Origin of the sequence: Rhizobium sp. Root1220 (genome assembly GCF_001426265.1) — a bacterium.
GTDB lineage: Bacteria > Pseudomonadota > Alphaproteobacteria > Rhizobiales > Rhizobiaceae > Rhizobium.
The window spans coordinates 185505-207136 of record NZ_LMDG01000012.1; the positions used below are offsets into that span (position 1 = coordinate 185505).

Genomic DNA, 21632 nt, shown 5'->3' on the forward strand with positions numbered 1-21632 from the left:
GATTTCGTCATGGGAGGACAAGATGACTGATCGGAATGAAGGGAATACATCGCCGAAAGCCCAGATGTCGCGCCGGGATGCGCTGAAGCTCGGCCTTGCTGCCGGCGTAGGCCTTACGGTTTTCGGCCTAAACGCCCGCATAGTGATGGCCGACGAAGGCCAGGTGCTGAAGGTCGCCAACCCGGCCTTCAACCAGGATTGGTCGCCGTTGCGCGGCGGCGGCGTGCCGTTCCGCTGGAATTCGATCTGGTGGGCCTCGCCGATGTATTTCGATAGCGAAGGCAAGATCAACCCTTACGTCTTCACCAGTTGGGAATCGCCGGACAACAAGGTCTGGACTTTCAAGATCGACCCCAAGGCTGTCTTCTCCGACGGCAGCAAGATCACGGCGGCTGACGTCAAGGGGTCCTGGGAAGTGGCCTCGATGCCGAACACCAAGAGCCAGCGTGCGGATCAGGTCCTGAGCAAGGTTCAGGGTTACAAGGAAATCGGCGCCGGCGCAGGCAACGAGTTGACTGGGGTTGCGACGCCCGACGAAGGTACGGTCGTGGTCACCCTGACCGAAGCCGATCCGATCTTTTTCATGCGGCTTGCCAATCATATCGCGCCGATCACCAAGGCGGCGCAATCGCGTGGCAGTGACGGCGAAGAGATTGCCGACTGGTACAAGCCTGATAGCAGCGCGGTTTACTCCGGCCCCTTCAAGCTGACCAGCATCGACATCGACGCCGGCAAGCTGGTTTTCGAGCCGAACGAGAACTTCTTCGGACCGAAACCGAAGCTGGCGCGTATCGAGATCACCTCGATCGAAGACAATGTCACCGCGACGTCGCTCATCAAGTCTGGCGAATTCAACGCTCACACCGAACTGGTGACCTCGACGATCATCCAGGACCTCGGCCCAGAATTCTCCGCAGGCCCGCTGATCCCGACCAGTCAGCACTTCTGGTTCAACATTTCCCGCGCGCCGATGGACGATCCGAAGGTTCGCCAGGCGCTCATCATGGCGATCGATCGTGATGGTCTGTTCAAGGCCTCCTATCCCGACGGTCCGCACAAGAAGGCCGACCAGATCCTGAACTCGGTGCCGGGTGCCGACAACTCCGGCTTTGAGCCCTATTCATACGACCCCGCAGCAGCCAAGAAGTTGCTTGCCGAATCCAGTTACGGTGGCCCCGAGCGCCTGCCGAAGATCCTCTTCGTCGGCATCTCAGGCCCGGCGATTCAGGCGGCTGCCCAATTCATCGCCGAACAATGGCGCCAAAACCTCGGCATCACCGCCGTCGACATGAAGCCGCAGCAAGACGCCTATGCGGGTCCGGACCAGAACGCTGTCCAGATCTTCCGTGACGACGTCGGCACTCGCGTGCCCGATGCCGTTTCCTATCTTGCGGGTTCGATTGCCTCGACCTCGTCGAACGCGCAGAACAAGCTCGGCGGATACAAGAACGACAAGGTGGATGCGGCACTCGCTGAAGCCTCTACCAAAGCTGCCGCCGATCCCGAGCGCATCAAGCTCGCACAGGATGCCCAGAAAGCATTCCGCGAAGATTGGGTCTTCATTCCGTGGTACTCTCAGGCGATGTCGCGCTGGGCTACCAAGGAGGTAAAGGGCATGGAGAAGAACCTCGACTGGCAGGTCGTGGCGCCCTGGGACATCTCGATCGGCTGAGCCGACACGAATCGTCGAGACCGATAGCCTCCAGGCAATAGTAATCGCGCGAAGACCGCAAGGCCTTCGCGCAAGTTTCAAAAAGACATCGCATGTCCGCGTTGAGCGGAAACGTGTCTGCAAACTGGTGGGAGGTGACCTTGTTACGCTACGTGCTGACGCGGTTTGCCATCTGGATTCCGTCCGTGCTGATTGTGATGCTGGCCGTTTACGCGTTGGCTTTCTACGGCGCCGGCGATCCGATCAAGTTGATCTTTCTGCGTGCCCCGGGCGATGTTGCATACAATCCGCAGCGCATCGAGGCGATCCGCGAGAGCGCCGGCCTGAACAAGCCATTTATCGAGCAGTTCGGCTTTTACATCTGGAACCTGTTGCATGGCCAGTTTGGCAATTCGCTGACCTCCGGTCGCTCGGTCTGGGCGATGGTCTCGGCCGCAGCTCCCGTCTCCTTCAAGCTTGCTCTCTGTTCCATCATCCTCACGACGGTCGTTGCAATCCCGCTTGGCATGATCGCCGCGATGAACCAAAACAGTCGTCTCGACTATGCGATTCTCGGTTCGGCCCTCTTCCTGTGGGCGATACCGGCCTATGTCGCTGGCCCACTGCTGATGGTAGGCCTCATTGTTCTCCTGCCAGGCGCCAGTGTGCCCTATGGCTGGGGCGGTATCTTCGACGTACGCATCCTGCTGCCGCTCGTCGTGCTGTCCTTCCAGCCGATCGCGTTGATCGTGCGGCAGACCCGCGCCGCTGTGATCGAGGTGCTGTCCGAGGATTTTGTTCGCACGGCCCGCGCCAAGGGGGTGCCCGAGATTATCGTAGCGCTGCGCCATATCCTGCGCCCCGTGCTGACGCCCGTCGTCACTCAACTCGGACTGATCATGATCACCATCGTAAACGGCGCTATCTTTGTGGAGCTCGTCTTCGGTTTGCCGGGTCTCGGTCGTCTCACCGTGCAGGCGCTGACCAATTCCGATTATCCGGTCATCCTGGCAATTACGCTCATCGGATCTTTCCTGGTGATGATGTCGAACCTTCTGGTGGACGTGCTTTACCCGCTGCTTGATCCGCGTGCCAATGATGCAAGAAGGAGCCGCTGACCATGTCCGCCATCCCTCTCTCACCCGTCGCAGTCCAGGACGAAGCACCTGTCAGTCTGTGGCGCGACGCCTGGCATCGCCTGAAGCGCAACAAGCTCGCGGTCTTCGGTCTTGTCGTCGTGCTTATCCTCGCCTTCGCGGCGATCTTTGGACCGTATCTCACACCCTATGATTATCTGAGCCAGGATTTACAGGCGCGAAACGCAGCACCCTCGTTGAACCACCTCTTTGGAACCGACGACCTCGGTCGTGATGTTTTCAGCCGCGTCGTCTTCGGAACGCGCACCGCATTTCTGGTCGCCGTCATCGTCACCCTGATCGCCGTATTCATCGGTACGACCCTCGGCGCCATCGCCGGCTTCTTCGGCAATCCCTTCGATCGCGTCATCATGTGGCTGACCGACATGACCATGTCGGTGCCGAACCTGCTGCTCGTCGTCGTCATCAACGCATCGCTGAAGTCGCCGATCACCAAGTGGATGGAAGCGCAGTATCTCGCGACCCTCAATCCCTTCTATCGCCAGACCATCTGGGTCGATTTCATGCTGGTGTTCGGCTCGATGGCGCTGATCTCTTGGCCGCCCTATGCGCGCCTCGTACGCGCCCAGGTGCTGTCGATCCGCAGCCGGCCCTATATCACGGCAGCCCAGGCGCTCGGCCTTTCCAACTGGATCATCATGAAGCGCTACGTCATTCCGAACGCGCTAGGTCCGCTGATTGTCTCCGTCAGCGCCGGTCTTGGCACGGCGATGGTGCTGGAAAGTGCCTTCAGCTTCCTCGGCGTTGGCGTCAATCCGCCAACTCCGAGCTGGGGTAACATGATCTCGGACGGCCTTCGCGTCTGGCAACACTATCCGCACTTGCTCGCCGCACCGGCAGCCGTTCTCGGCCTTGCCTCGGTCGCCTTCAGCTTCCTCGGCGATGGCCTCAACGATGCACTCAATCCGCGGGGCAGCAAGTGATGAACATCAAGTCGAACGAGAAACTGCTCGATGTCCGCGACCTGACCGTCGAGATCGACGGTCGCAACGGCGCTGCCGTGGTGGTCGATGGCATCGACCTCTATGTCAACAAGGGCGAAACGCTAGGCGTGGTCGGCGAATCCGGCTGCGGCAAGAGCTTGACGATGCTGAGCCTGATGCGGCTGCTGCCGAACAAGATCAAGGTCACCAAGGGCTCGGCGAGCTTCGATGGCCGCGATCTGCAGAAGATGTCGAACCGCGAGTTGCGCAAGGTTCGCGGCGGCGATATCGGCTTCGTCTTCCAGGACCCGATGACCTCGCTCAACCCGGTCATGCGCATCGGCGACCAGATCTGTGAACCGCTGATCTATCACCGCGGCATGAAGAAGCCGGAGGCCCGCGTTCGCGCTGTCGAACTGCTGCGCCTCGTCGGCATTCCCGGCCCGGAAGAGCGTTTGCAGGCCTATCCGCACGAACTCTCCGGCGGCATGCGCCAGCGCGTGATGATCGCCATCGGCCTTGCCTGCAATCCGAAACTTTTGATCGCTGACGAGCCGACGACGGCGCTCGACGTCACCATCCAGGCGCAGATCGTGGATCTGGTAAAGGATCTGCGTGCCAAGCTCGGCATGTCGGTCGTCTGGATCACCCATGATCTGGCGCTGATCGCCGGGCTCGTCGACCGCGTCGCCGTGCTCTACGCAGGCACGGTCGTCGAGGACGCACCGGTCGACGAGCTCTACGCTCGCCCGAGCCATCCCTATACCCGCGGCCTGCTTGCCTCGATCCCGAAACTGTCGGATGCGCCGGCAAGCCGCCTGAGCTCGATCGGCGGCACGCCGCCCGAGCCCGGCCGCCGTCCCAAAGGTTGCCCCTTTGCCCCACGCTGTCCGCTGGCGGAAGCCATCTGCCATGAAAGCGTGCCGAAACTCGAGCCTATATCAGGCGGCGGAAACCACCGTGCCGCTTGTTTCGTCGTCCAGAGAATGCAGGAGGCTGCGTGATGGGTGCCCAACCGCTGCTCAAGATCGAAAACCTTGTCAAGCATTTCCACGTCAGGCTCGGCGCCTTCGGCGAGCGCTCGGCCACCGTTTATGCGCTCGACAACGTCAACCTCGACATCATGGAAGGCGAGACGCTGAGCCTCGTCGGCGAATCCGGCTGTGGCAAGTCGACCACCGGCTTCACCATCCTCAACCTCTACAAGGCGACCAGCGGCAGGGTCGTCTACAAGGGCCAGGATCTGGCGACACTGGATGAAAAGCAGATGCGGCCGTTCCGCCGCGACCTGCAGATCGTCTTCCAGGATCCCTATTCGACGCTCAACCCGCGCATGACGATCGGTGAGGCGGTCGGAGAGCCGATCCTGTTCCACAAGCTCTGCACCAAGGCCGAGCTGAAGGACAAGGTCGCGGCGCTCCTGACCGACGTGGGCCTGCCGACGCGTTTTGCGCAGCGCTATCCGCACGAACTCTCCGGCGGCCAGCGCCAGCGCGTCGTCATCGCCCGCGCACTGGCCTGCCAGCCCAAATTTATCGTCTGCGACGAAGCGATTTCTGCGCTCGACGTCTCGATCCAGGCACAGATCATCAACCTGCTGCTCGACCTGCAGGAAAAATACGGCCTGACCTACCTGTTCATCGCCCACGATCTGGCGGTGGTTCGCCACATCAGCACCCGCGTCGGCGTCATGTATCTCGGCCGTCTGGCGGAACTCGCCACCCGCGAGGAATTGTTCGAAAACCCGCTGCATCCTTACACCAAGGCATTGCTTTCAGCCGTGCCGGAAACCGATCCGGAACTGGAGCGTACCCGCAACCGCCAGATCCTGCAGGGCGACGTGCCGAGTCCGCTCAGCCCGCCGAGCGGCTGCCGTTTCCACACCCGCTGCCCAGTGGCCATGGATGTTTGCAGCACGGTAGTGCCGGAGTGGAAGGAAGCAAGACCCGGTCATCTCGTCGCCTGCCACGCGGTCAACACAGGACAGACTGCATGACGCTGAAGGTCGCTATCATCGCCGACGATCTGACCGGTGCGCTCGACACGGGAACCCCGTTCGTCGACGCTGGTCTTTCCGTCGTCGTTGCGATCGACATCGAAGCCATACCGGAGGCGCTCGCAACGGGTTCGGAGGTAGTCGTGGTCAATACCGCCTCAAGGGCTCTCCCGGAGGAGGAAGCGGCAAGGAGGGTCGGTCTCGCGGCCAGCGCCCTTCTTGCCGCCTTCCCGAAGATCGTCCTCAAGAAAATCGATTCACGCCTGAAGGGGAATGTGGCTTCGGAAAGCGTGCGCCTGGCGGAAGTATTCGGTCATTCGCGGATCGTGGTTGCGCCAGCCATTCCGGATCAACTTCGGTATACACGAGACGGCCACGTCGTGGGGCGCGGCGTCGAGCGGGCGCTGCCGATCGCTGAACTCTTCCAAGAGCCCCACGGCGTCCTCATTGCCGATGCAGCAAGTGATGCCGATCTCGACAGGATCGCAACGGCGCACGACTGGAAGCTCACTCTCGCGGTTGGCGCGCGGGGTCTCGGTAGTGCACTTGCGCGCAGCGTCGGCCAGGCAGGCTTGGCACGGCAAAAGTATGAGCCGGCTCGCAAGACCCTCTTCGCTTTCGGCACGCGTGATCCTATTACCGCAAGCCAGATGCGTATGCTGGAGGGGGCGGGCGCCTTGTGTGGCGTGGTTGATGCGCCCATGGGAATTGTAGGGCAGGGGATAGGACAAACCCTTCCGCTCTTGCTGCGTTGCACTGGCGAACTCGCTACCGACGCCGCCGTCGTAGCAGACCGCTTTGCACAGGGCGTACAATTGGTGATAGAGAATACGCGTCCGGATATGCTGATGGTGGGCGGAGGAGATACCGCGCTTGCTGTCCTGCGCAGGCTTGGAATTCGGATCCTGATTCCGAAGGGCGAAATCGAGGCAGGAATTCCTTGGTTTGAGGTAATGGCCTCTGATGGAGCTCGCTTCCGTTGTGCCGTGAAGTCCGGGGGCTTCGGGAATTATGATAGTTTGCTAAGACTGATTTCACAGAATCAGGCGGCGTGAGGCGATGCCGACGGGGAGAATGAACGTGGATGAAGCGAACGGTGTATCGGCGGGCGGACAAGCGAACCCGGTAGGCAAGTCCGGGCGAGGCAAGGCCGTGAAGCTGGTCGATCGCGTTTTTGACCAACTCCTGGAACGCATCCGCTCCGGCAACTATCCGGCGGACTCGCGGCTGCCGGGTGAGCACGAGCTTGCCTCGCTGCTGGGCGTCTCTCGTCCCATCGTGCGCGACGCTTTGGCTCGCCTGCGGGACCAGGGGATGGTCTATGCGCGCCAGGGGGCCGGAACCTTTGTCAGCGCCCACGGCTTGCCGACCACGCAGCTTGCCTATTCACCGGTAAAGACGATTGCGGATATTCAACGCTGCTATGAATTCCGTTTGACGATTGAACCAGCTGCCGCCTTTTTCGCAGCCAAGAGGCGCGATGACGCGGCCGTCCAGAAGATTGCGTCGGCGCTCGCCGACCTTAGAGAGGCAACCAGCCATCAGTTGCATCGCACGGATGCCGATTTCAACTTTCACCGCTCGGTGACAGAAGCTGCCAACAATCACTATTATACGGCCTCCATCGATGCCCTGAAGGCACATATCGCCGTTGGCATGCACCTTCACGGGCTTTCGTTGCTGGGACCACGGCCAGGCCTCGAGCAGGTATTCCAGGAACACAACGCGATCTACAAGGCGATTTCCGAAGGCAGGGCCGAGGAAGCACGCGATCTGATGCAATTGCACCTCGAAGGGTCAAGAGACAGGCTATTCGAGGGCCGGGCGCTCGACCTTTCGTTCTAGAGGTCGGAGTGGGGACGGCAATGACCTGCGTTGGATGCGGAGCCTAAGCGCGTATTAGAGTGCGCTGGGAACGGCCTGAGGCCAGCGGATGAGGGCGCTTTCACCTGCCTCAGTCAGGGCGTACACACCTTTTTCGCGCCGCTCGAACCAGCCATATACGTTGCTCAGCAGAATTTTCCCGGCGTCAGGAGCAACCGTCTTCATGTCGCGAGGTCGCAAATGGCCACGCTGAATCGCAGATGCGCACGCCAGTGCCTGTTGCCGGTAAGCGGTCAGGATGGGTGCTCTTGATCCACCACCGGGGGTCGGGTCGCCGCGTCGACGGCGATGCTCGTCGACAAGACGCGACCTTCGCTTGGAATTCGTGCGAGGCATCGGCGAGACCGAACTGACGATGATGCTGACTTCGCCGGTGTCTGCGACGCCAAGCATGCCAATTCCGAGACGACGGCATAGATGGCGAAAACGCTTGTCCGATTCACGCCCGCGCCCCGTGGCCGAAACCCGTGCGGCAATCCATACTTCATCGCAAATGGATGCGCGGTCGACTGCCTGCAGGATGAGTTCCAGATTGAATGAAAGCTTGAGCTCACATACGACCACCAAATGGGGCTCGCCCGAACTCAGGCCCACGAGGTCGCAGCCACCGACTTCTCCCTTTACCTCGTAGCCAGCCGCTTCTAGGAAGCCTTTGACGGGTGCGTAGAGTGACGTTTCCACGGCGGCAATCAAGCAGCGTTGAGATCGGCGATCTCGCCGTGGCGTGCCAGCAGCCGTGGCGAGGACATGTCCCCGGTCTCCTCGTCAACGAAAACGGCATAAGCAGCCACGCCGACAAAGCGAGCCGACATCGCGGAGGCGATCCTCTCTGCGCTAACCGCATTTGAAGCCTGTCGCATTTCTCCCGGGATCAGATTGCCCCGGTTTTTGCGGTAGGGGAGGACAATGAACTTTTCGCCAGATGACATCGCTGCAATTCCTGATTTATGTTCGTGAAATGTTCTGATTTGCTGAAGAATGTCAACCTTCATGGGTTTCGCTGACGGGAGGCCGGGTCTGCCTTCTCGCTGGGAAGAGACAGGAGTTGTCGCAGTGGTGTTGACGGTAGAATAAGGTCGGAAAGCGTATAGCCGTCGAGGACGTCCAGAAATGCCACGGTTGCGGACGCGAGCGCGCGCTTGAGAACGCATGCCGGTTGGACCACACATACTATCCCGGAGCCTTCCTCCATGCACGGAACGATGGCAAAATCCGGCTCGCAGGCCCGCACGATTTCTCCTATCCCGATCCGCCCGGCGTCTCGCGCCAGACGCATTCCGCCCTGGCGGCCTCGCACCGTGTCGATAAAGCCCTTCTGGCCCAGTTCGTGGGTGATCTTCATCAGATGAGCCTTGGATATGTCATAGGCCTTGGCGATCTCGGCGATCGTCGACAGCCTCTCGCCGTTGAGGGCGAGATACATCATCAGGCGCAGTGCGTAGTCGGAGTAGACGGTCAGCCGCATCGGCGCAACTCACAAGGAAAATAGTTTGGCCTGGGTTTAAAGATAGATTGCCCGTATATCAATTGCGCCTGCATAACAATTACGCCCATCTATCCATTACGATGGTGTCGCAGGTCGTGAGCCTTCGACCTGCGACAATCAAACATTGCGTTACACAGATCCACGTCTGCGCACAACTGACCCCGCAAAAACCAAGAGGAGAGCGGCCGCCATGGCAATTATGAGGTGCAGGTGGAGCGACAAATGCCCGAGGAGTTGTTCGACGCCGTGGCCGAAAATGTAGCCCACGCTTGTAAACAATTGTCCCCAAACCATCGCCGCAGCCACATTCAGGAGAAGGAAGGTGGTTGTAGGAACCGTTGTTGTTCCAATGACAACCGGACTTATTGTTCGCAAGCCCGGCAGAAAGCGAAAGGCGAAGATGAAACCGATGGGATGGCGCTCGAGTAGACCGTTGACCCGCGCGACAGCCGGTTTCTCGATGATCCTCTGCACGAAAGAAAGGCGCCGCAGATACCGTCCCAAGAAGAAGAACATCTGGTCACCTGCGAAAGACCCGGCGGACGCCGCAAGAGATGCGGTGAGGTAGCTCAGCAGGTGGCGGTGGGCGGCCACCCCGCCGAGAAAAGCCGCCGTTTCTCCCTCGATCGCCGTCCCCAGAAATATCGCGATCAGACCGTAGTTTTCAATCAGGAGTTCAAGAGACACGTCGGCTAGCTCCAAAATTGGCATGGTGGTGCCATAGCAGTGGCGCGAACAGAAGGGACACGTCCAAAGAAGGTCCGACCTGCACGATCATGTCGCGAAAATGAGCAGGAAATACGCACCAAACAGCACGAGATGAACCGCACCCTGCATCAGGTGGGTCCGGCCGCTTGCAAAGGTGATGATGCTGACGGAAAGCGTCAATATAAGGAGCACTGAATCTGTGCGTCCCAGCCCGAGCACGATCGGGTGACCGGTAATATGGCTGAGGGCCAGCATTGCGGGAACCGTCAATCCGATGGTCGAGAGAACCGAGCCGAGAAAGATGTTTACCGATCGCTGCAGGTGGTTGGCGACGGAGGCGCGCACGGCGCTTATGGCTTCGGGCGTGGCAACGAGCACCGCCATGACGACACCGCCGAGCGCAGCGGGAGCATGCAACGTTTCGATGAAGTAGTCCACCGGTGGCGCAAGCTGTTCGACGAGAAAGACGACGAGCGCCATGTAGCAAAGTAAGAGGACGACGGACAGCCACAGCGGATCGTCATGTACACCGGTCCTGGCAGCTGCATATTCGCCGCCGGTCTCGTCAACAAAGAAACCGCGGTGGCGACCTGTTTGGAGCGCGAGGAACACGCTGTACAGTCCGACCGATATGAAGATCAAGATGTTTTGCTGGGCCGTCGAGTAGGCAGGCGCATCCGCGGGATGGGAGAAATTGGGCATGATCATGCTCAACGTCGCCAGAGGAACGATCACGCCGAGATAGGCATTGGCGCCCTGCAGGTTGTGACGCTGCTCGGGCCGCCGCCAGCCGCCCACAAGCAATGACAGACCGACCATGCCGTTGAGGATGATCATCACGACCGCGAACAGCGTGTCGCGTACGAGCGTGGGATTGTTTTCGCCATGCGTCATAACCGCGGATATTGCCATCACCTCGATAGACGTGATTGACAGCGTCAGAATGAGCGTGCCGTACGGCTCCCCAAGCCGTTCAGCGAGGTGTTCGGCATGCCGTACGACCGATAGTGCTGAACCGAGAACGACCGAGAACAGCCACACGAAGATCAAGGCCAGCCAGAATGGGTGGGCGAATTGACCAAGAAGCACGTCGCCGTAGATCAGAAACGCTATGCTGGTAATAATGCTGACGCCGAGAAAACGTTCGCGACGCACTAGCCGGGAGGCGCCGGGGCGAGGCGGCGTAACCGAGTTGGCCGTCATTTCATCGTCCCTCCGCGTTCATTTGGTTCACCATTTCTGGCAAAACTCCGCTATCCATTGCACGGTTTGGGATCCCCTGAGCCTACCTATATTGGCGGCCGTGACGCGCGCCGGTGCCATTCCGGCTGCAGACAGCAGGCATGCCAGGATGGCCGAGAGCGTAGCTTTGCGCATCGTTCTAGTCGGCCTGGCAGATGATTGCGGAGCTGCCGCGCGTCAACGTAGCGCTTCTGCCTTTGATCCAGAATTCGGTACCGGCGCCGGCGTAGCGACTGCCGTCTGCCGAGACGGCCAAAGGCAAGGTGTAGGTCTTGCCTGATCCCGCAAAAACAAGCCGGGCCTTGCCGGAGGGATCGTTGGGCGGGCTGAAATGAACCATCAGCCGTGAGCCGTTCGCGCAAGTGTACTTGACATCGGTGGCGAAGGCGTCGAGGGGCGCAACGGAAATCACGAGAACTCCAGCGCAAACAATTATCTTTCCATGCATTTTGGCCATCCTCTGAACGACGGAGATTGGCTTCGGGGCCAAAGCTCCAAATTGACTCGTTCTTGCTGACCTTAGTTGTTGCCGCGGATTACGGCGTAGTCAATCCGGCGCGAAATGCGCTCGAGAAGGTTATGCGGAATGCGTGAGCTTGTTGTGAGGTAGCTGCTAGCTGGGAACTTGTCATTGAACGCGGCCAATCAAAGTCACGGCGGTGACGTGCGGCTTGGCAGAGAATTGAATAGTTCCATAATCTATCTTATCCGATTGGTGTTTGTGTGGGCGTGGGTTCAGGGATGAAGTGCGACGCGACTTGCGATAGATGCCGATGGGTTGTCGCTCGCAAGGAAGAAACACTCGTTTCCTTCCGGGCAAAGCGCGCTACAATTACCGGGATAGCCGGAGCTGTTGCCATGCGCGCCTTTTTCGCCGTTGTTATCCTGTCTGCCGCGTCGCTTGTTTGTCTTCCCACCGTTCGTGCCGAAGATCCAGTCGATGCGACACGCTCGATGATCGAGAAGCAAATCAATGCCTTCCTGCGCGATGACGCTGACGCGGCATATGCCTTTGCGGCACCGGGCATCAAGGCGCTCTATCCTGACAAGAACGTCTTCTTCGCGATGGTGAAGAGAAGCTACGAACCGGTCTATCATCCCGGCAACTACGCCTTCGGCCGCAGCCGGTCTATCGACAACGGCGCAATGATCTACCATGAGGTGCTGATCAGCGGTCGTGACGGTAAGGATTGGACGGCGATCTACCAGCTGATGCGTCAGCCTGACGGCGGCTATAAGATCAATGGTGTTCAGATCGTGCCGAATGCCGACAGCAAAGGCATCTGAAAGCCTCGTGGCCACTGATATCTAAAGGAGGCACGATCAGAAGAGCCTCAGGCCTCTATCCAATTGGCAAGAGCGGTCCCACTCTATTTCACCGGCTCAATATCACCCCGCACCCATTCTTCTTGTGTCTCCGCCATGAAGTCGGAAAACCTGCCTTCGGCGATCGCCTTGCGGATGCCCTGCATAAGGTCCTGATAATAGGAGAGATTGTTCCAGGAGAGCAGCATTCCCCCAAGCGCCTCGTTGGAGCGAACGAGATGGTGCAGATAGGCACGCGAATAGTCCCGCGACGCGGGGCAGCTCGACTGCTCGTCCAGCGGCCGCATGTCCTCGGCGTGGCGCGCGTTGCGGATATTGACCCTGCCGCGGCGCGTGAAAGCCAGCCCATGACGACCTGAGCGGGTCGGCATCACACAGTCGAACATGTCGATGCCGCGAGCGACGGATTTCAGGATATCGTCCGGTGTCCCGACCCCCATGAGGTAGCGGGGCTTTTCGGTCGGCAGAACCGGAAGCGTCTCCTCGAGCATCTTCAGCATCACATCCTGCGGCTCGCCCACAGCCAGGCCGCCGACGGCATAACCCTTGAGGTCCAGCTCAGTTAGCGCTTCTGCGGAACGGATACGCAGCGACGGCACGTCACCACCCTGCACTATTCCGAACATCGCCTTGCCCTGTTGATTGCCGAAGGCCACTTTGCAGCGCTCGGCCCAACGCAGCGACATTTCCATGGCCCGCTCGATTTCGCGCGGCTCGGCCGGAAGCGCCACGCATTCATCGAGCTGCATCTGGATGTCGGAACCGAGAAGGCCCTGGATCTCGATAGAGCGCTCCGGCGACATGTGATGAAGGCTACCGTCGACATGCGATTTGAATGTCACGCCCTGCTCGTCGAGTTTGCGCAGACCGGAGAGAGACATGACCTGAAAACCGCCCGAATCCGTCAGGATCGGGTGTTGCCAGCGGATGAGATTGTGAAGTCCGCCGAGCCGTGCGACGCGTTCTGCCGTCGGACGCAGCATCAGGTGGTAGGTGTTGCCGAGGATGATGTCCGCGCCGGTATCGCGCACCTGATCGAGATACATCGCCTTCACCGTGCCGACCGTGCCGACCGGCATGAAAGCGGGTGTGCGGATCGTGCCCCGCGGCATGGAAACCTCGCCAAGGCGGGCTCCGGCGTCGGTCTTCTGAAGAGTGAACTGGAAGTTCTCGGTCATCTAGTCTTTCCGGAAAAGAAGGCTCGCATCGCCATAGGAATAGAAGCGGTAGCCCGTGGAAATGGCATGCTTGTAAGCTGTATGCATGGTCTCGAAGCCGGCAAAGGCCGAAACCAGCATGAAAAGCGTCGATCGCGGCAGGTGGAAATTCGTCATCAGCATGTCGACGGCCTTGAAGCGATAGCCTGGCGTGATGAAGATACCGGTGGCGCCTGCCCAACCACGGATTTCGCCGCTATCTTGGGCGGCGCTTTCGATCAGTCTGAGGGATGTCGTGCCGACACAGATGATCCGTCCGCCCCTCGCCTTGACGGCGTTGAGCTTGGCGGCGGTTTCGCCGCTGACATAGCCGCTTTCGAGATGCATCTTGTGATTGTCGGTATCATCGGCCTTCACGGGCAGGAAGGTGCCGGCGCCGACATGTAGCGTCACGAAATGCCGTTCAATCCCAGCTTTGTCCAAAGCATCGAAGAGTGTCGGAGTGAAATGCAACCCTGCGGTGGGAGCTGCGACAGCGCCCTCCTCCCGGGCGTAAATGGTCTGGTAATCGGAACGGTCGCGTTCGTCTTCCGCACGTTTTGCGGCGATGTAGGGCGGCAACGGTATGTGTCCGACGGAATGGATCGCTTCGTCCAACGCGGGTCCCGATAGATCGAAGGAGAGTGTCACCTCGCCGCCCTCGGCCTTTTCTTCGACCGTGCATTCGAGCTTTCCAAGCAGGCAGCTGCTGCCGCCGTGGCCAAAGGAGATGCGATCGCCGATCTTGATGCGCTTGCCGGGTTTGGCGAAGGCCTTCCACCGGTTTGCGCCGACCCGCATGTGCAGAGTCGCCGAAACCTGCTGGATGCCGGCGCCATCGCGTTCGCGAACGCCTTCGAGTTGCGCGGGGATGACCTTGGTGTCATTGAAAACAAGCGCATCCCCTGCCCTCAGAAACGACGGTAGCTCACCGACGATATGATCAGACAACATCGCGTCAGCTGAAGGGGCGACGACGAGCAGGCGCGCGCTGTCGCGCGGCTCGGCTGGCCGCAGCGCGATCCGTTCATCCGGTAGGTCGAAGTCGAAAAGGTCTACGCGCATGGAGCCAGTCCCAGTCAACGCGAAACCCGCCCCGCGCTTTCGCGCAAGGGCGGGTTCCAGCGGAAATCACAATCAGACGTCAGCGGCAACCCGCATCGAGACGATCGAATCCGGATCGGCAACCGGTTCGCCCTTCTTGATGTTGTCGATGTTGTCCATGCCTTCGATGACCTGGCCCCATACGGAATACTGCTTGTTCAGCCAGGGGGAATCCGTGAAGCAGATGAAGAACTGCGAATTGGCAGAATTCGGGCTCTGCGAACGGGCCATCGAGCAAGTACCACGAACGTGGCTGATTGCCGAGAATTCGGCCTTCAGGTCTGGCTTTTCAGAGCCGCCCATGCCGGCGCGACCCGGGTTGAAGCTTTCGCCGCCCTTCTTGCCGAACTTCACGTCACCCGTCTGGGCCATGAAGTCGTTGATGACGCGGTGGAAGACGACGCCGTCGTAGGCCTTCTCGCGGGCGAGTTCCTTGATACGGGCGACGTGTTCCGGCGCGACTTCCGGCAGAAGCTGGATAACGACCTTGCCCTTGGTCGTTTCCAGGATGATGGTGTTTTCCGGATCCTTGATCTCTGCCATTTTTTTCTCCTACTTCTTGAAACTTACTTATTGCCGACGGTGACTTTAATCATCCGGTCGGGGTCGGTGACTTCACCGTTCTGACCTTCGCCGCGCTTGATCTTGTCGACGTTCTCCATCCCGGATACGACCTTGCCGACGACAGTGTACTGACCGTTCAGGAAGTCACCGTCAGCAAACATGATGAAGAACTGCGAATTGGCCGAGTTCGGATCCTGCGAGCGGGCCATGCCGACCGTGCCGCGTACAAAAGGGGTCTTGGAGAATTCGGCGGGAATGTCCGGCATATCGGAACCGCCCGTGCCGGCACGGCTCGCGTTGAAATTCTTCTCCATGTTGCCGTACTGCACGTCGCCCGTCTGTGCCATGAAGCCTTCAATAACGCGATGGAAGGCCACGTTGTCATACGCACCCTTCTTCGCAAGTGCTTCGATCTGCGCAACGTGCTTCGGTGCGACGTCCGGCTCCAGCTGGATCACAACCGGTCCGCTCTTCAACTGGATCGTTAGCATGTGGTCAGCCGGCTGTGCAAAAGCGTCGCCGGCAAACGAGGCGAGATAGAGCACGCCTGCAAATGCGAGATAAAAGAGTTTCATGTGAGCTCCATTGCGGCGAAAGGCGCCTAGGATTTGCGCTTGGATTGAAGGGCTTTCAAGACGGCTGTCGGCACAAATGCACTGACGTCGCCTCCCATAGCCGCGATTTGGCGGACCAATGTGGCGGTTATGGGCCGCGAGGCCGTGCCGGCGGGTAAAAAGATGGTCTGGATATCAGATGCCATCTGCCGGTTCATGCCCGCCATCTGCATCTCGTAGTCGAGATCGGTGCCATCGCGCAAACCTCGGATAAGCAACGTTGCGCCATGGGAGCGTGCTGCATCGACCACCAGATTGTCGAAGGCGACGACAGAAATATCGTTGGCCTTTTCCGGCAGCGCTTCCGCAAGCGATCTGCGGATCAGATCGGCCTTCTCGTCGAAAGAAAAAAGCGCTGTCTTTCCAGGGTGGATGCCGATCGCCACGATCACCCTCGAAGCGACATTCAGCGCCTGGATGAGAACATCCACGTGTCCGTTCGTGATCGGGTCGAAGGATCCTGGATAAAAAGCTGTCGTCATGTGCCCGGCCATTTGGTTCGACGCCTTTTGTCACGGATGATGGCTTGCCGCAAGTCATTTGCCCACGGCTGAACGGTGGATGAATGCGCCATTCAAGGCCGCTTCACCAGTGATCCTTACAAAGGAAATCGTCAACGCAGCTGATGTCATCCCGCATCGGCATTCCCCGGAAGCAACCATGCTCATCGTTCTTGTTGTTCTAGCCGTAGCGCTCTCGCTGGTCGCAGAATTTCTCTATGGCCATTTTCAGGACGGTCGGCAACGTTGGGTGCGGCCCGCACTACAGCAACATCGTGCCCTAATAGCGCTTGCCGGCGGTGTGAAATTTAAACCGATTAGAGTTTCTGAACGCCAGATGAACGGGACATTCAAAGTCTCTTCAGACCGGGCTTGCTAAACGACCGCTCAATATCCGAGGGAACCATTTCCCGAGGGATGCGTTCATCCAACCGAAGCGTAACGCGATACGCCGCACAAGGAAGATAAAATGCCAAATAAGATTACCATGATCAACGCAGTCTGGATGGTAATGATGACCGGTATGCTTGCAGCGACTATCGCGCTCTACGATCAGAAAATTGATACGTCCAAAGTTTATGGCCCCTATGCGTCGGCCCGTGTCGCCGTAAGCAGCCAATACTGAGGAATGTGACCGCAAAACCACGGAGGATTGCCGATGTTCACGATCTTGACTCTTCTTACCGCTCTGATCAGCGTGATGTTTATCGTGTCCGTGGCGTCCACCATCAGCGCTTTGCGTCGCGAAAGCGAAGACATGAAGAAATTCGAACACAAACGCAGCGTTTTCTGAACGAGAGCAAACACGTTTCAGTACTACCTCAAGCCGGATGTTACGCCTCCGGCTTTTTTGTGGGTTTGCAAGCGGATCTTCCAACCGATCATCAGCCGAGACGGTGCCCAATCAGTGGTCAAAACCAATCCCGCGTCGCGCAACAAAACGGGCGGAATAACCGCCCGTTTGCTGCATTGCCATTTTCTGCGTCTACGCTTCTGGCTCGGCTGAAGCGTCGCCGTTGGTCACCGGAAGGCCGTCAACTGTCTCGACAACGTCCTCGATTTCTTCATCTGGTTCGCTGATGCGCTCGACCGAAACCACCTTTTCATCCTTGGACGTCGAGAAAATCGTCACGCCCTTCGTCGCGCGGCTGGCGATACGGATACCGCCCACCGGTACCCTGATTAACTGACCGCGATCGGACACCAGCATGATTTGGTCGCCGTCGTCCACGGGGAAAGCCGCGACGAGTTCGCCGATTTCGCCTGTTTTCGAGGTGTCGGTGGCACGGATGCCCTTGCCGCCACGACCCGAAATTCGGAAATCGTAGGAGGAAGATCGCTTGCCAAATCCCTTTTCGGAGACGGTTAGCACGAACTGTTCGCGCGCCTTCAGTTCTTCATAGCGCTCATCGAGAAGCTGTCCCTCTTCGGTGACTTCCTCGCCCACCAGCGCGATATCATCTTCATCCACACCCGTTGCGCGGCGTTCGATCGCCGAGCGCTTCAGGTAGGCGGCGCGCTCCCACGGTTCTGCATTGACATGGCCAACGATCGTCATCGAGATAATGCGGTCGCCTTCGCCCAGATTGATGCCGCGCACGCCGATCGAATTGCGGCCCGCAAACACTCGGACGTCATCGACAGAGAACCGGATGCACTGGCCGAGCGCCGTCGTCAGCAGCACGTCATCCTGGTCAGTACAGGTCTCGACGGAGAGGATTTCGTCACCCTCTTCCTCAAGCTTCATGGCGATCTTGCCGTTGCGGTTAACCTGTACGAAGTCGGATAGCTTGTTGCGGCGGACAGTGCCGCGCGTTGTCGAGAACATCACATCGAGGTTATCCCAGCTGTCTTCGTCTTCAGGCAGCGGCAGGATCGTGGTGATGCGCTCCCCTGGTTCGAGGGGCAGCATATTGATCAATGCCTTGCCGCGAGAGGTCGGAGTGCCGATCGGGAGGCGATAGACCTTCTCCTTGTAGACGATACCGCGCGAGGAAAAGAAGAGAACTGGCGTATGGGTGTTCAGTACGAATAGCTGGCTAACGAAATCCTCGTCTCGCGTCGTCATGCCGGAGCGGCCCTTGCCGCCGCGGCGCTGCGCGCGGTAAGTGGTCAGCGGTACGCGCTTGATGTAGCCGAGATGCGAGACCGTAACGACCATATCTTCGCGGGCGATGAGGTCTTCATCGTCCATCTCGAGGCCGCCGTCCATGATCTCGGTGCGGCGCGGCGTGCCGAATTCGTCGCGAACAGCTGTCAGTTCGTCCTTCACGATCGTCTGGATGCGGACGCGCGATGACAGAATATCGAGGTAATCCTTGATCTCTTCGCCGATCTTGTTGAGTTCATCGCCGATTTCGTCGCGGCCGAGCGCCGTCAAACGAGCGAGACGCAGTTCGAGGATGGCGCGAGCCTGCTCTTCCGAGAGGTTGTAGGTCAGGTCCTCGTTGATGCGATGACGCGGATCATCGATGAGCCGGATCAGGCTCTCGACGTCGGAGGCCGGCCAGCGGCGCGTCATCAACTGTTCACGTGCGGTCTGTGGATCCGGTGCCTGGCGGATGGTGCGGATGATCTCGTCGATATTCGCGACCGCGATCGCGAGGCCGACCAAGACGTGAGCGCGGTCACGCGCCTTTCGAAGCAGAAATTTCGTTCGCCGACTAACGACCTCTTCGCGGAAGGAGACGAAGGCGCGCAGCATATCGAGCAGCGTCAGCTGCTCCGGCTTGCCGCCGTTCAGCGCCACCATGTTGCAGCCGAACGAGGTCTGCAGCGGCGTGTAGCGGTAGAGCTGGTTCAGAATGACGTCAGCATTTGCATCGCGCTTCAGCTCGACGACAACGCGGTAGCCCTGGCGGTCGGATTCGTCGCGCAGGTCGGAGATGCCCTCGATGCGCTTGTCGCGCACAAGTTCGGCCATCTTCTCGATCATCGTCGACTTGTTCACCTGAAACGGGATTTCCGTAATGATGATCTGTTCGCGGTCACCGCGCATCGGCTCAATGGCAGCAACGCCGCGCATTATGACCGAGCCGCGACCCGTCTCGTAAGCTGAGCGGATGCCGGCACGACCGAGGATCTTGGCGCCGGTCGGAAAGTCCGGGCCAGGGATGATCTGCATGATATCAGGCAACTCGATCGCCGGATTGTCGATCAGAGCGATACAGCCATCGATGACCTCCGAGAGATTGTGCGGCGGAATGTTCGTCGCCATGCCGACTGCAATGCCGCCTGCCCCGTTCACCAGCAGGTTCGGGAATTTAGCGGGAACCACAACGGGCTCGGAAAGCGTCCCGTCATAGTTGTCGCGGAAGTCGACCGTCTCCTTGTCGAGGTCGTCAAGCAGCGAATGCGCTGCCTTTTCCAGGCGGCATTCGGTGTAACGTTCGGCCGCTGGCGGATCGCCATCGACGGAGCCGAAATTGCCCTGACCGTCGATGAGCGGAAGACGAAGAGACCAGTCCTGCGCCATGCGGGCGAGCGCGTCATAGATCGCCGAGTTGCCGTGCGGATGGAATTTACCCATCACGTCCCCGGTGACGCGGGCGCATTTGACGTATTTCTTGTTCCAGTCGATGCCGAGTTCGGACATACCGTAAAGGATGCGCCGGTGCACGGGCTTGAGGCCGTCACGCACATCGGGAAGTGCGCGGCTGACGATGACGCTCATCGCGTAATCGAGGTACGACCGCTGCATTTCCTCCATGATGGAGATGGGCTCGATGCCTGGCGGGAGCTTCCCGCCGCCGGGGGGTGTTTGCTCAGTCAAAACGGATCACGATCTCTTCTAGAATCACTTGAAGATTTATAGCGGAAAGGCTGTTCCTACGCCAATTTTGCACGGAGTTTTGAACAGGCTTTTGCGGTCAAAAATAGGCAAATCCAGGCTTCTGGGTCGGCTTTCGCGATATCCGAGCAGCGCTATTTGCCAAATTGATTTCTCCACACCACAATCGCACAAAATCAAGCCTGTATATGGGCTCATGGAGACACGATGGCAAGCGCCGACCAACTGATCAACGCCTTCACCACGCTGCTCGTCACGATCGATCCGCCGGGCCTGGCGCCGATCTTTCTCGGGCTGACGGTCGGGATGAGCCGCGGCCAACGCAAGCAAGTGGCGCTGCGCGGTACGATCATCGCCTTCATCATCCTTGCGGTCTTCGCTCTGTTCGGCGCCAGCGTGCTCGGCGTGCTCGGGATATCGATAGGCGCCTTCCGCATCGCCGGCGGCTTGCTGCTCTTCTGGATCGCCTTTGAAATGGTGTTTGAGAAGCGGCACGATCGTAAGGAAAAGACAAGCACGGCGGCGATCACCGTCGATCATATCCACAATATCGCCGTGTTCCCGCTTGCCATTCCGCTGATCTCGGGTCCGGGCGCGATCTCGGCGACGATCCTGATTGCCGGATCGATGCAGACATCCTTCGAGCGCGCGCAGTTGATCATCGTCATAGCTGCCAGCCTGCTGTTGCTGTTTCTGGCCCTGCTCATAGCAGACCGTCTGGACCGCTTCCTCGGTGTCACTGGCCGTGCGATCCTGACGCGGCTGCTCGGCGTCATCCTGGCGGCGTTGGCCACCCAGTTCGTCGTTGACGGCATCAAGTCGGCAATGAACCTCGTTCCGCCCGCCTAGGCCAGAACGAAAAACGGCGCACCACGAGGCGCGCCGCTTTTCTCCAACTTGTGCCCGGATCAAAACGGAATGTCGTCATCCAGATCGCGCGAGAAGTTGCCGCCGCTACCGGAGCCCGCGCCCGCTCCGCTACCGGAGCCACCGCGACCCGACGACTTCGACGGAGCGCCGTAATCGTCGCCATATCCACCGCCGCCGCCTCCAAAATCGTCGCCGCCAGCATTGCCGCCACGACCACCGCCGAAGCCGGAGCCAGCTCCACCACCTTCGCCGCGACCGTCCAGCATCGTCAGGGTCGAGCCGAAGCCCTGCAGCACCACTTCCGTCGAGTAGCGGTCCTGGCCCTGCTGGTCCTGCCACTTGCGGGTTTGCAGCGCGCCTTCGATGTAAAGCTTTGCACCCTTCTTCACATATTGTTCGACGACCTTGCAGAGACCTTCGTTGAACACGACGACAGTGTGCCACTCGGTTTTCTCTCGGCGCTCGCCGGAGTTGCGGTCGCGCCAGGTTTCAGACGTTGCAATACGAAGGTTGGCGATCGGGCGCCCATCCTGCGTCCGCCGGATTTCAGGGTCCGCGCCCACGTTTCCAATCAGAATTACCTTGTTCACGCTGCCAGCCATACTTTTCACCCTACCTGCC

25 protein-coding genes are annotated in these 21632 nt (G+C 59.4%); 12 read left to right on the forward strand and 13 right to left on the reverse strand.

What is annotated here, in order from left to right:
* The first annotated feature begins 22 nt into the window (after positions 1 to 22).
* From ASC90_RS10240 to ASC90_RS10270, 7 genes are all read left to right on the forward strand, one after another.
* Positions 23 to 1672 carry an ABC transporter substrate-binding protein gene (locus ASC90_RS10240; RefSeq protein ID WP_056539202.1) on the forward strand — a complete coding sequence of 550 codons (1650 nt, stop codon included), beginning with the start codon at positions 23 to 25 and terminating at the stop codon, positions 1670 to 1672.
* A 140-nt stretch (positions 1673 to 1812) separates the two neighbouring features.
* Positions 1813 to 2769: an ABC transporter permease gene (locus tag ASC90_RS10245; protein WP_056539206.1), complete on the forward strand. Its 957-nt coding sequence runs from the start codon at positions 1813 to 1815 to the stop codon at positions 2767 to 2769.
* 2 nt (positions 2770 to 2771) lie between these two features.
* Complete coding sequence (locus ASC90_RS10250; protein WP_056539209.1) at positions 2772 to 3731, forward strand: ABC transporter permease; 960 nt, start codon at positions 2772 to 2774, stop codon at positions 3729 to 3731.
* Positions 3731 to 4735 carry an ABC transporter ATP-binding protein gene (locus ASC90_RS10255; RefSeq protein ID WP_056539213.1) on the forward strand — a complete coding sequence of 335 codons (1005 nt, stop codon included), beginning with the start codon at positions 3731 to 3733 and terminating at the stop codon, positions 4733 to 4735. The genes ASC90_RS10250 and ASC90_RS10255 overlap by 1 nt, the downstream gene beginning before the upstream one ends.
* On the forward strand, positions 4735 to 5727 hold the full coding sequence (locus tag ASC90_RS10260) for an oligopeptide/dipeptide ABC transporter ATP-binding protein (protein ID WP_056539216.1): 993 nt from the start codon (positions 4735 to 4737) through the stop codon (positions 5725 to 5727). Before ASC90_RS10255 ends, ASC90_RS10260 begins: the two co-directional genes overlap by 1 nt.
* Positions 5724 to 6782: a four-carbon acid sugar kinase family protein gene (locus ASC90_RS10265; RefSeq protein WP_056539219.1), complete on the forward strand. Its 1059-nt coding sequence runs from the start codon at positions 5724 to 5726 to the stop codon at positions 6780 to 6782. Before ASC90_RS10260 ends, ASC90_RS10265 begins: the two co-directional genes overlap by 4 nt.
* Before the next feature lie 25 nt (positions 6783 to 6807).
* Positions 6808 to 7572 (forward strand): FadR/GntR family transcriptional regulator, encoded by a 765-nt coding sequence (locus ASC90_RS10270; protein WP_244480360.1) that lies wholly within the window; start codon positions 6808 to 6810, stop codon positions 7570 to 7572.
* A 54-nt stretch (positions 7573 to 7626) separates the two neighbouring features.
* Here the strand turns inward: ASC90_RS10270 and ASC90_RS10275 are convergent, their stop codons facing one another.
* The 6 genes from ASC90_RS10275 to ASC90_RS10300 form a co-directional block, all read right to left on the reverse strand.
* Entirely contained in the window at positions 7627 to 8292 is a 666-nt protein-coding gene (locus ASC90_RS10275) for a DUF2161 family putative PD-(D/E)XK-type phosphodiesterase (protein WP_056540196.1), read from the reverse strand.
* A gap of 8 nt (positions 8293 to 8300) precedes the next feature.
* Positions 8301 to 8540: a hypothetical protein gene (locus ASC90_RS10280; protein ID WP_056540199.1), complete on the reverse strand. Its 240-nt coding sequence runs from the start codon at positions 8538 to 8540 to the stop codon at positions 8301 to 8303.
* Positions 8541 to 8599: 59 nt separating this feature from the next.
* On the reverse strand, positions 8600 to 9076 hold the full coding sequence (locus ASC90_RS10285) for an Rrf2 family transcriptional regulator (RefSeq protein ID WP_056539227.1): 477 nt from the start codon (positions 9074 to 9076) through the stop codon (positions 8600 to 8602).
* Positions 9077 to 9226: 150 nt separating this feature from the next.
* Positions 9227 to 9784, reverse strand: a complete 558-nt coding sequence (locus tag ASC90_RS10290) for a DedA family protein (RefSeq protein WP_056540201.1) — start codon at positions 9782 to 9784, stop codon at positions 9227 to 9229.
* Between the two features lie 87 nt (positions 9785 to 9871).
* Positions 9872 to 11008, reverse strand: coding sequence for a calcium:proton antiporter (locus ASC90_RS10295; protein WP_056539230.1), 1137 nt, complete (start codon positions 11006 to 11008; stop codon positions 9872 to 9874).
* Between the two features lie 178 nt (positions 11009 to 11186).
* Positions 11187 to 11495 (reverse strand): MliC family protein, encoded by a 309-nt coding sequence (locus tag ASC90_RS10300; protein ID WP_162246966.1) that lies wholly within the window; start codon positions 11493 to 11495, stop codon positions 11187 to 11189.
* Between the two features lie 410 nt (positions 11496 to 11905).
* Here ASC90_RS10300 and ASC90_RS10305 point away from each other — a divergent pair, with 410 nt between their 5' ends.
* Positions 11906 to 12334, forward strand: a complete 429-nt coding sequence (locus tag ASC90_RS10305; protein ID WP_056539236.1) for a DUF4864 domain-containing protein — start codon at positions 11906 to 11908, stop codon at positions 12332 to 12334.
* Positions 12335 to 12417: 83 nt separating this feature from the next.
* Here the strand turns inward: ASC90_RS10305 and tgt are convergent, their stop codons facing one another.
* The 5 genes from tgt to coaD all read right to left on the reverse strand — a co-directional run bounded on the left by tgt (position 12418) and on the right by coaD (position 16333).
* Positions 12418 to 13551, reverse strand: a complete 1134-nt coding sequence (gene tgt, locus ASC90_RS10310) for a tRNA guanosine(34) transglycosylase Tgt (RefSeq protein ID WP_056539239.1) — start codon at positions 13549 to 13551, stop codon at positions 12418 to 12420.
* The gene (gene queA, locus ASC90_RS10315) at positions 13552 to 14634 is read right to left on the reverse strand and encodes a tRNA preQ1(34) S-adenosylmethionine ribosyltransferase-isomerase QueA (RefSeq protein ID WP_056539242.1); all 1083 of its coding nucleotides are present in this window, start codon (positions 14632 to 14634) and stop codon (positions 13552 to 13554) included. It lies immediately after the preceding gene.
* A gap of 72 nt (positions 14635 to 14706) precedes the next feature.
* Positions 14707 to 15216 (reverse strand): peptidylprolyl isomerase, encoded by a 510-nt coding sequence (locus ASC90_RS10320; protein WP_056539244.1) that lies wholly within the window; start codon positions 15214 to 15216, stop codon positions 14707 to 14709.
* A gap of 23 nt (positions 15217 to 15239) precedes the next feature.
* Positions 15240 to 15812, reverse strand: a complete 573-nt coding sequence (locus tag ASC90_RS10325; protein WP_056539247.1) for a peptidylprolyl isomerase — start codon at positions 15810 to 15812, stop codon at positions 15240 to 15242.
* A 26-nt stretch (positions 15813 to 15838) separates the two neighbouring features.
* A complete protein-coding gene (gene coaD, locus ASC90_RS10330; RefSeq protein WP_056540206.1) occupies positions 15839 to 16333 on the reverse strand; it encodes a pantetheine-phosphate adenylyltransferase in 495 nt (164 codons plus the stop codon).
* Positions 16334 to 16412: 79 nt separating this feature from the next.
* Between coaD and ASC90_RS10335 the strand changes: the two genes are divergently transcribed.
* From ASC90_RS10335 to ASC90_RS30255, 3 genes are all read left to right on the forward strand, one after another.
* Positions 16413 to 16730, forward strand: a complete 318-nt coding sequence (locus ASC90_RS10335; protein WP_082519868.1) for a hypothetical protein — start codon at positions 16413 to 16415, stop codon at positions 16728 to 16730.
* Positions 16731 to 16820: 90 nt separating this feature from the next.
* A complete protein-coding gene (locus ASC90_RS29305; protein WP_200950873.1) occupies positions 16821 to 16976 on the forward strand; it encodes a hypothetical protein in 156 nt (51 codons plus the stop codon).
* A gap of 33 nt (positions 16977 to 17009) precedes the next feature.
* On the forward strand, positions 17010 to 17144 hold the full coding sequence (locus ASC90_RS30255; RefSeq protein WP_280138318.1) for a hypothetical protein: 135 nt from the start codon (positions 17010 to 17012) through the stop codon (positions 17142 to 17144).
* A 192-nt stretch (positions 17145 to 17336) separates the two neighbouring features.
* On the opposite strand, the gene gyrA is transcribed toward ASC90_RS30255, so the two are convergent.
* The gene (gyrA, locus tag ASC90_RS10340; RefSeq protein ID WP_056539251.1) at positions 17337 to 20123 is read right to left on the reverse strand and encodes a DNA gyrase subunit A; all 2787 of its coding nucleotides are present in this window, start codon (positions 20121 to 20123) and stop codon (positions 17337 to 17339) included.
* Between the two features lie 225 nt (positions 20124 to 20348).
* On the opposite strand from gyrA, the gene ASC90_RS10345 reads away from it, so the two are divergent.
* Entirely contained in the window at positions 20349 to 20990 is a 642-nt protein-coding gene (locus tag ASC90_RS10345; RefSeq protein ID WP_056539254.1) for a MarC family protein, read from the forward strand.
* A 59-nt stretch (positions 20991 to 21049) separates the two neighbouring features.
* Here ASC90_RS10345 and ASC90_RS10350 read toward each other — a convergent pair whose 3' ends face one another.
* Positions 21050 to 21613, reverse strand: coding sequence for a single-stranded DNA-binding protein (locus ASC90_RS10350; RefSeq protein ID WP_056539257.1), 564 nt, complete (start codon positions 21611 to 21613; stop codon positions 21050 to 21052).
* Positions 21614 to 21632 lie beyond the last annotated feature (19 nt).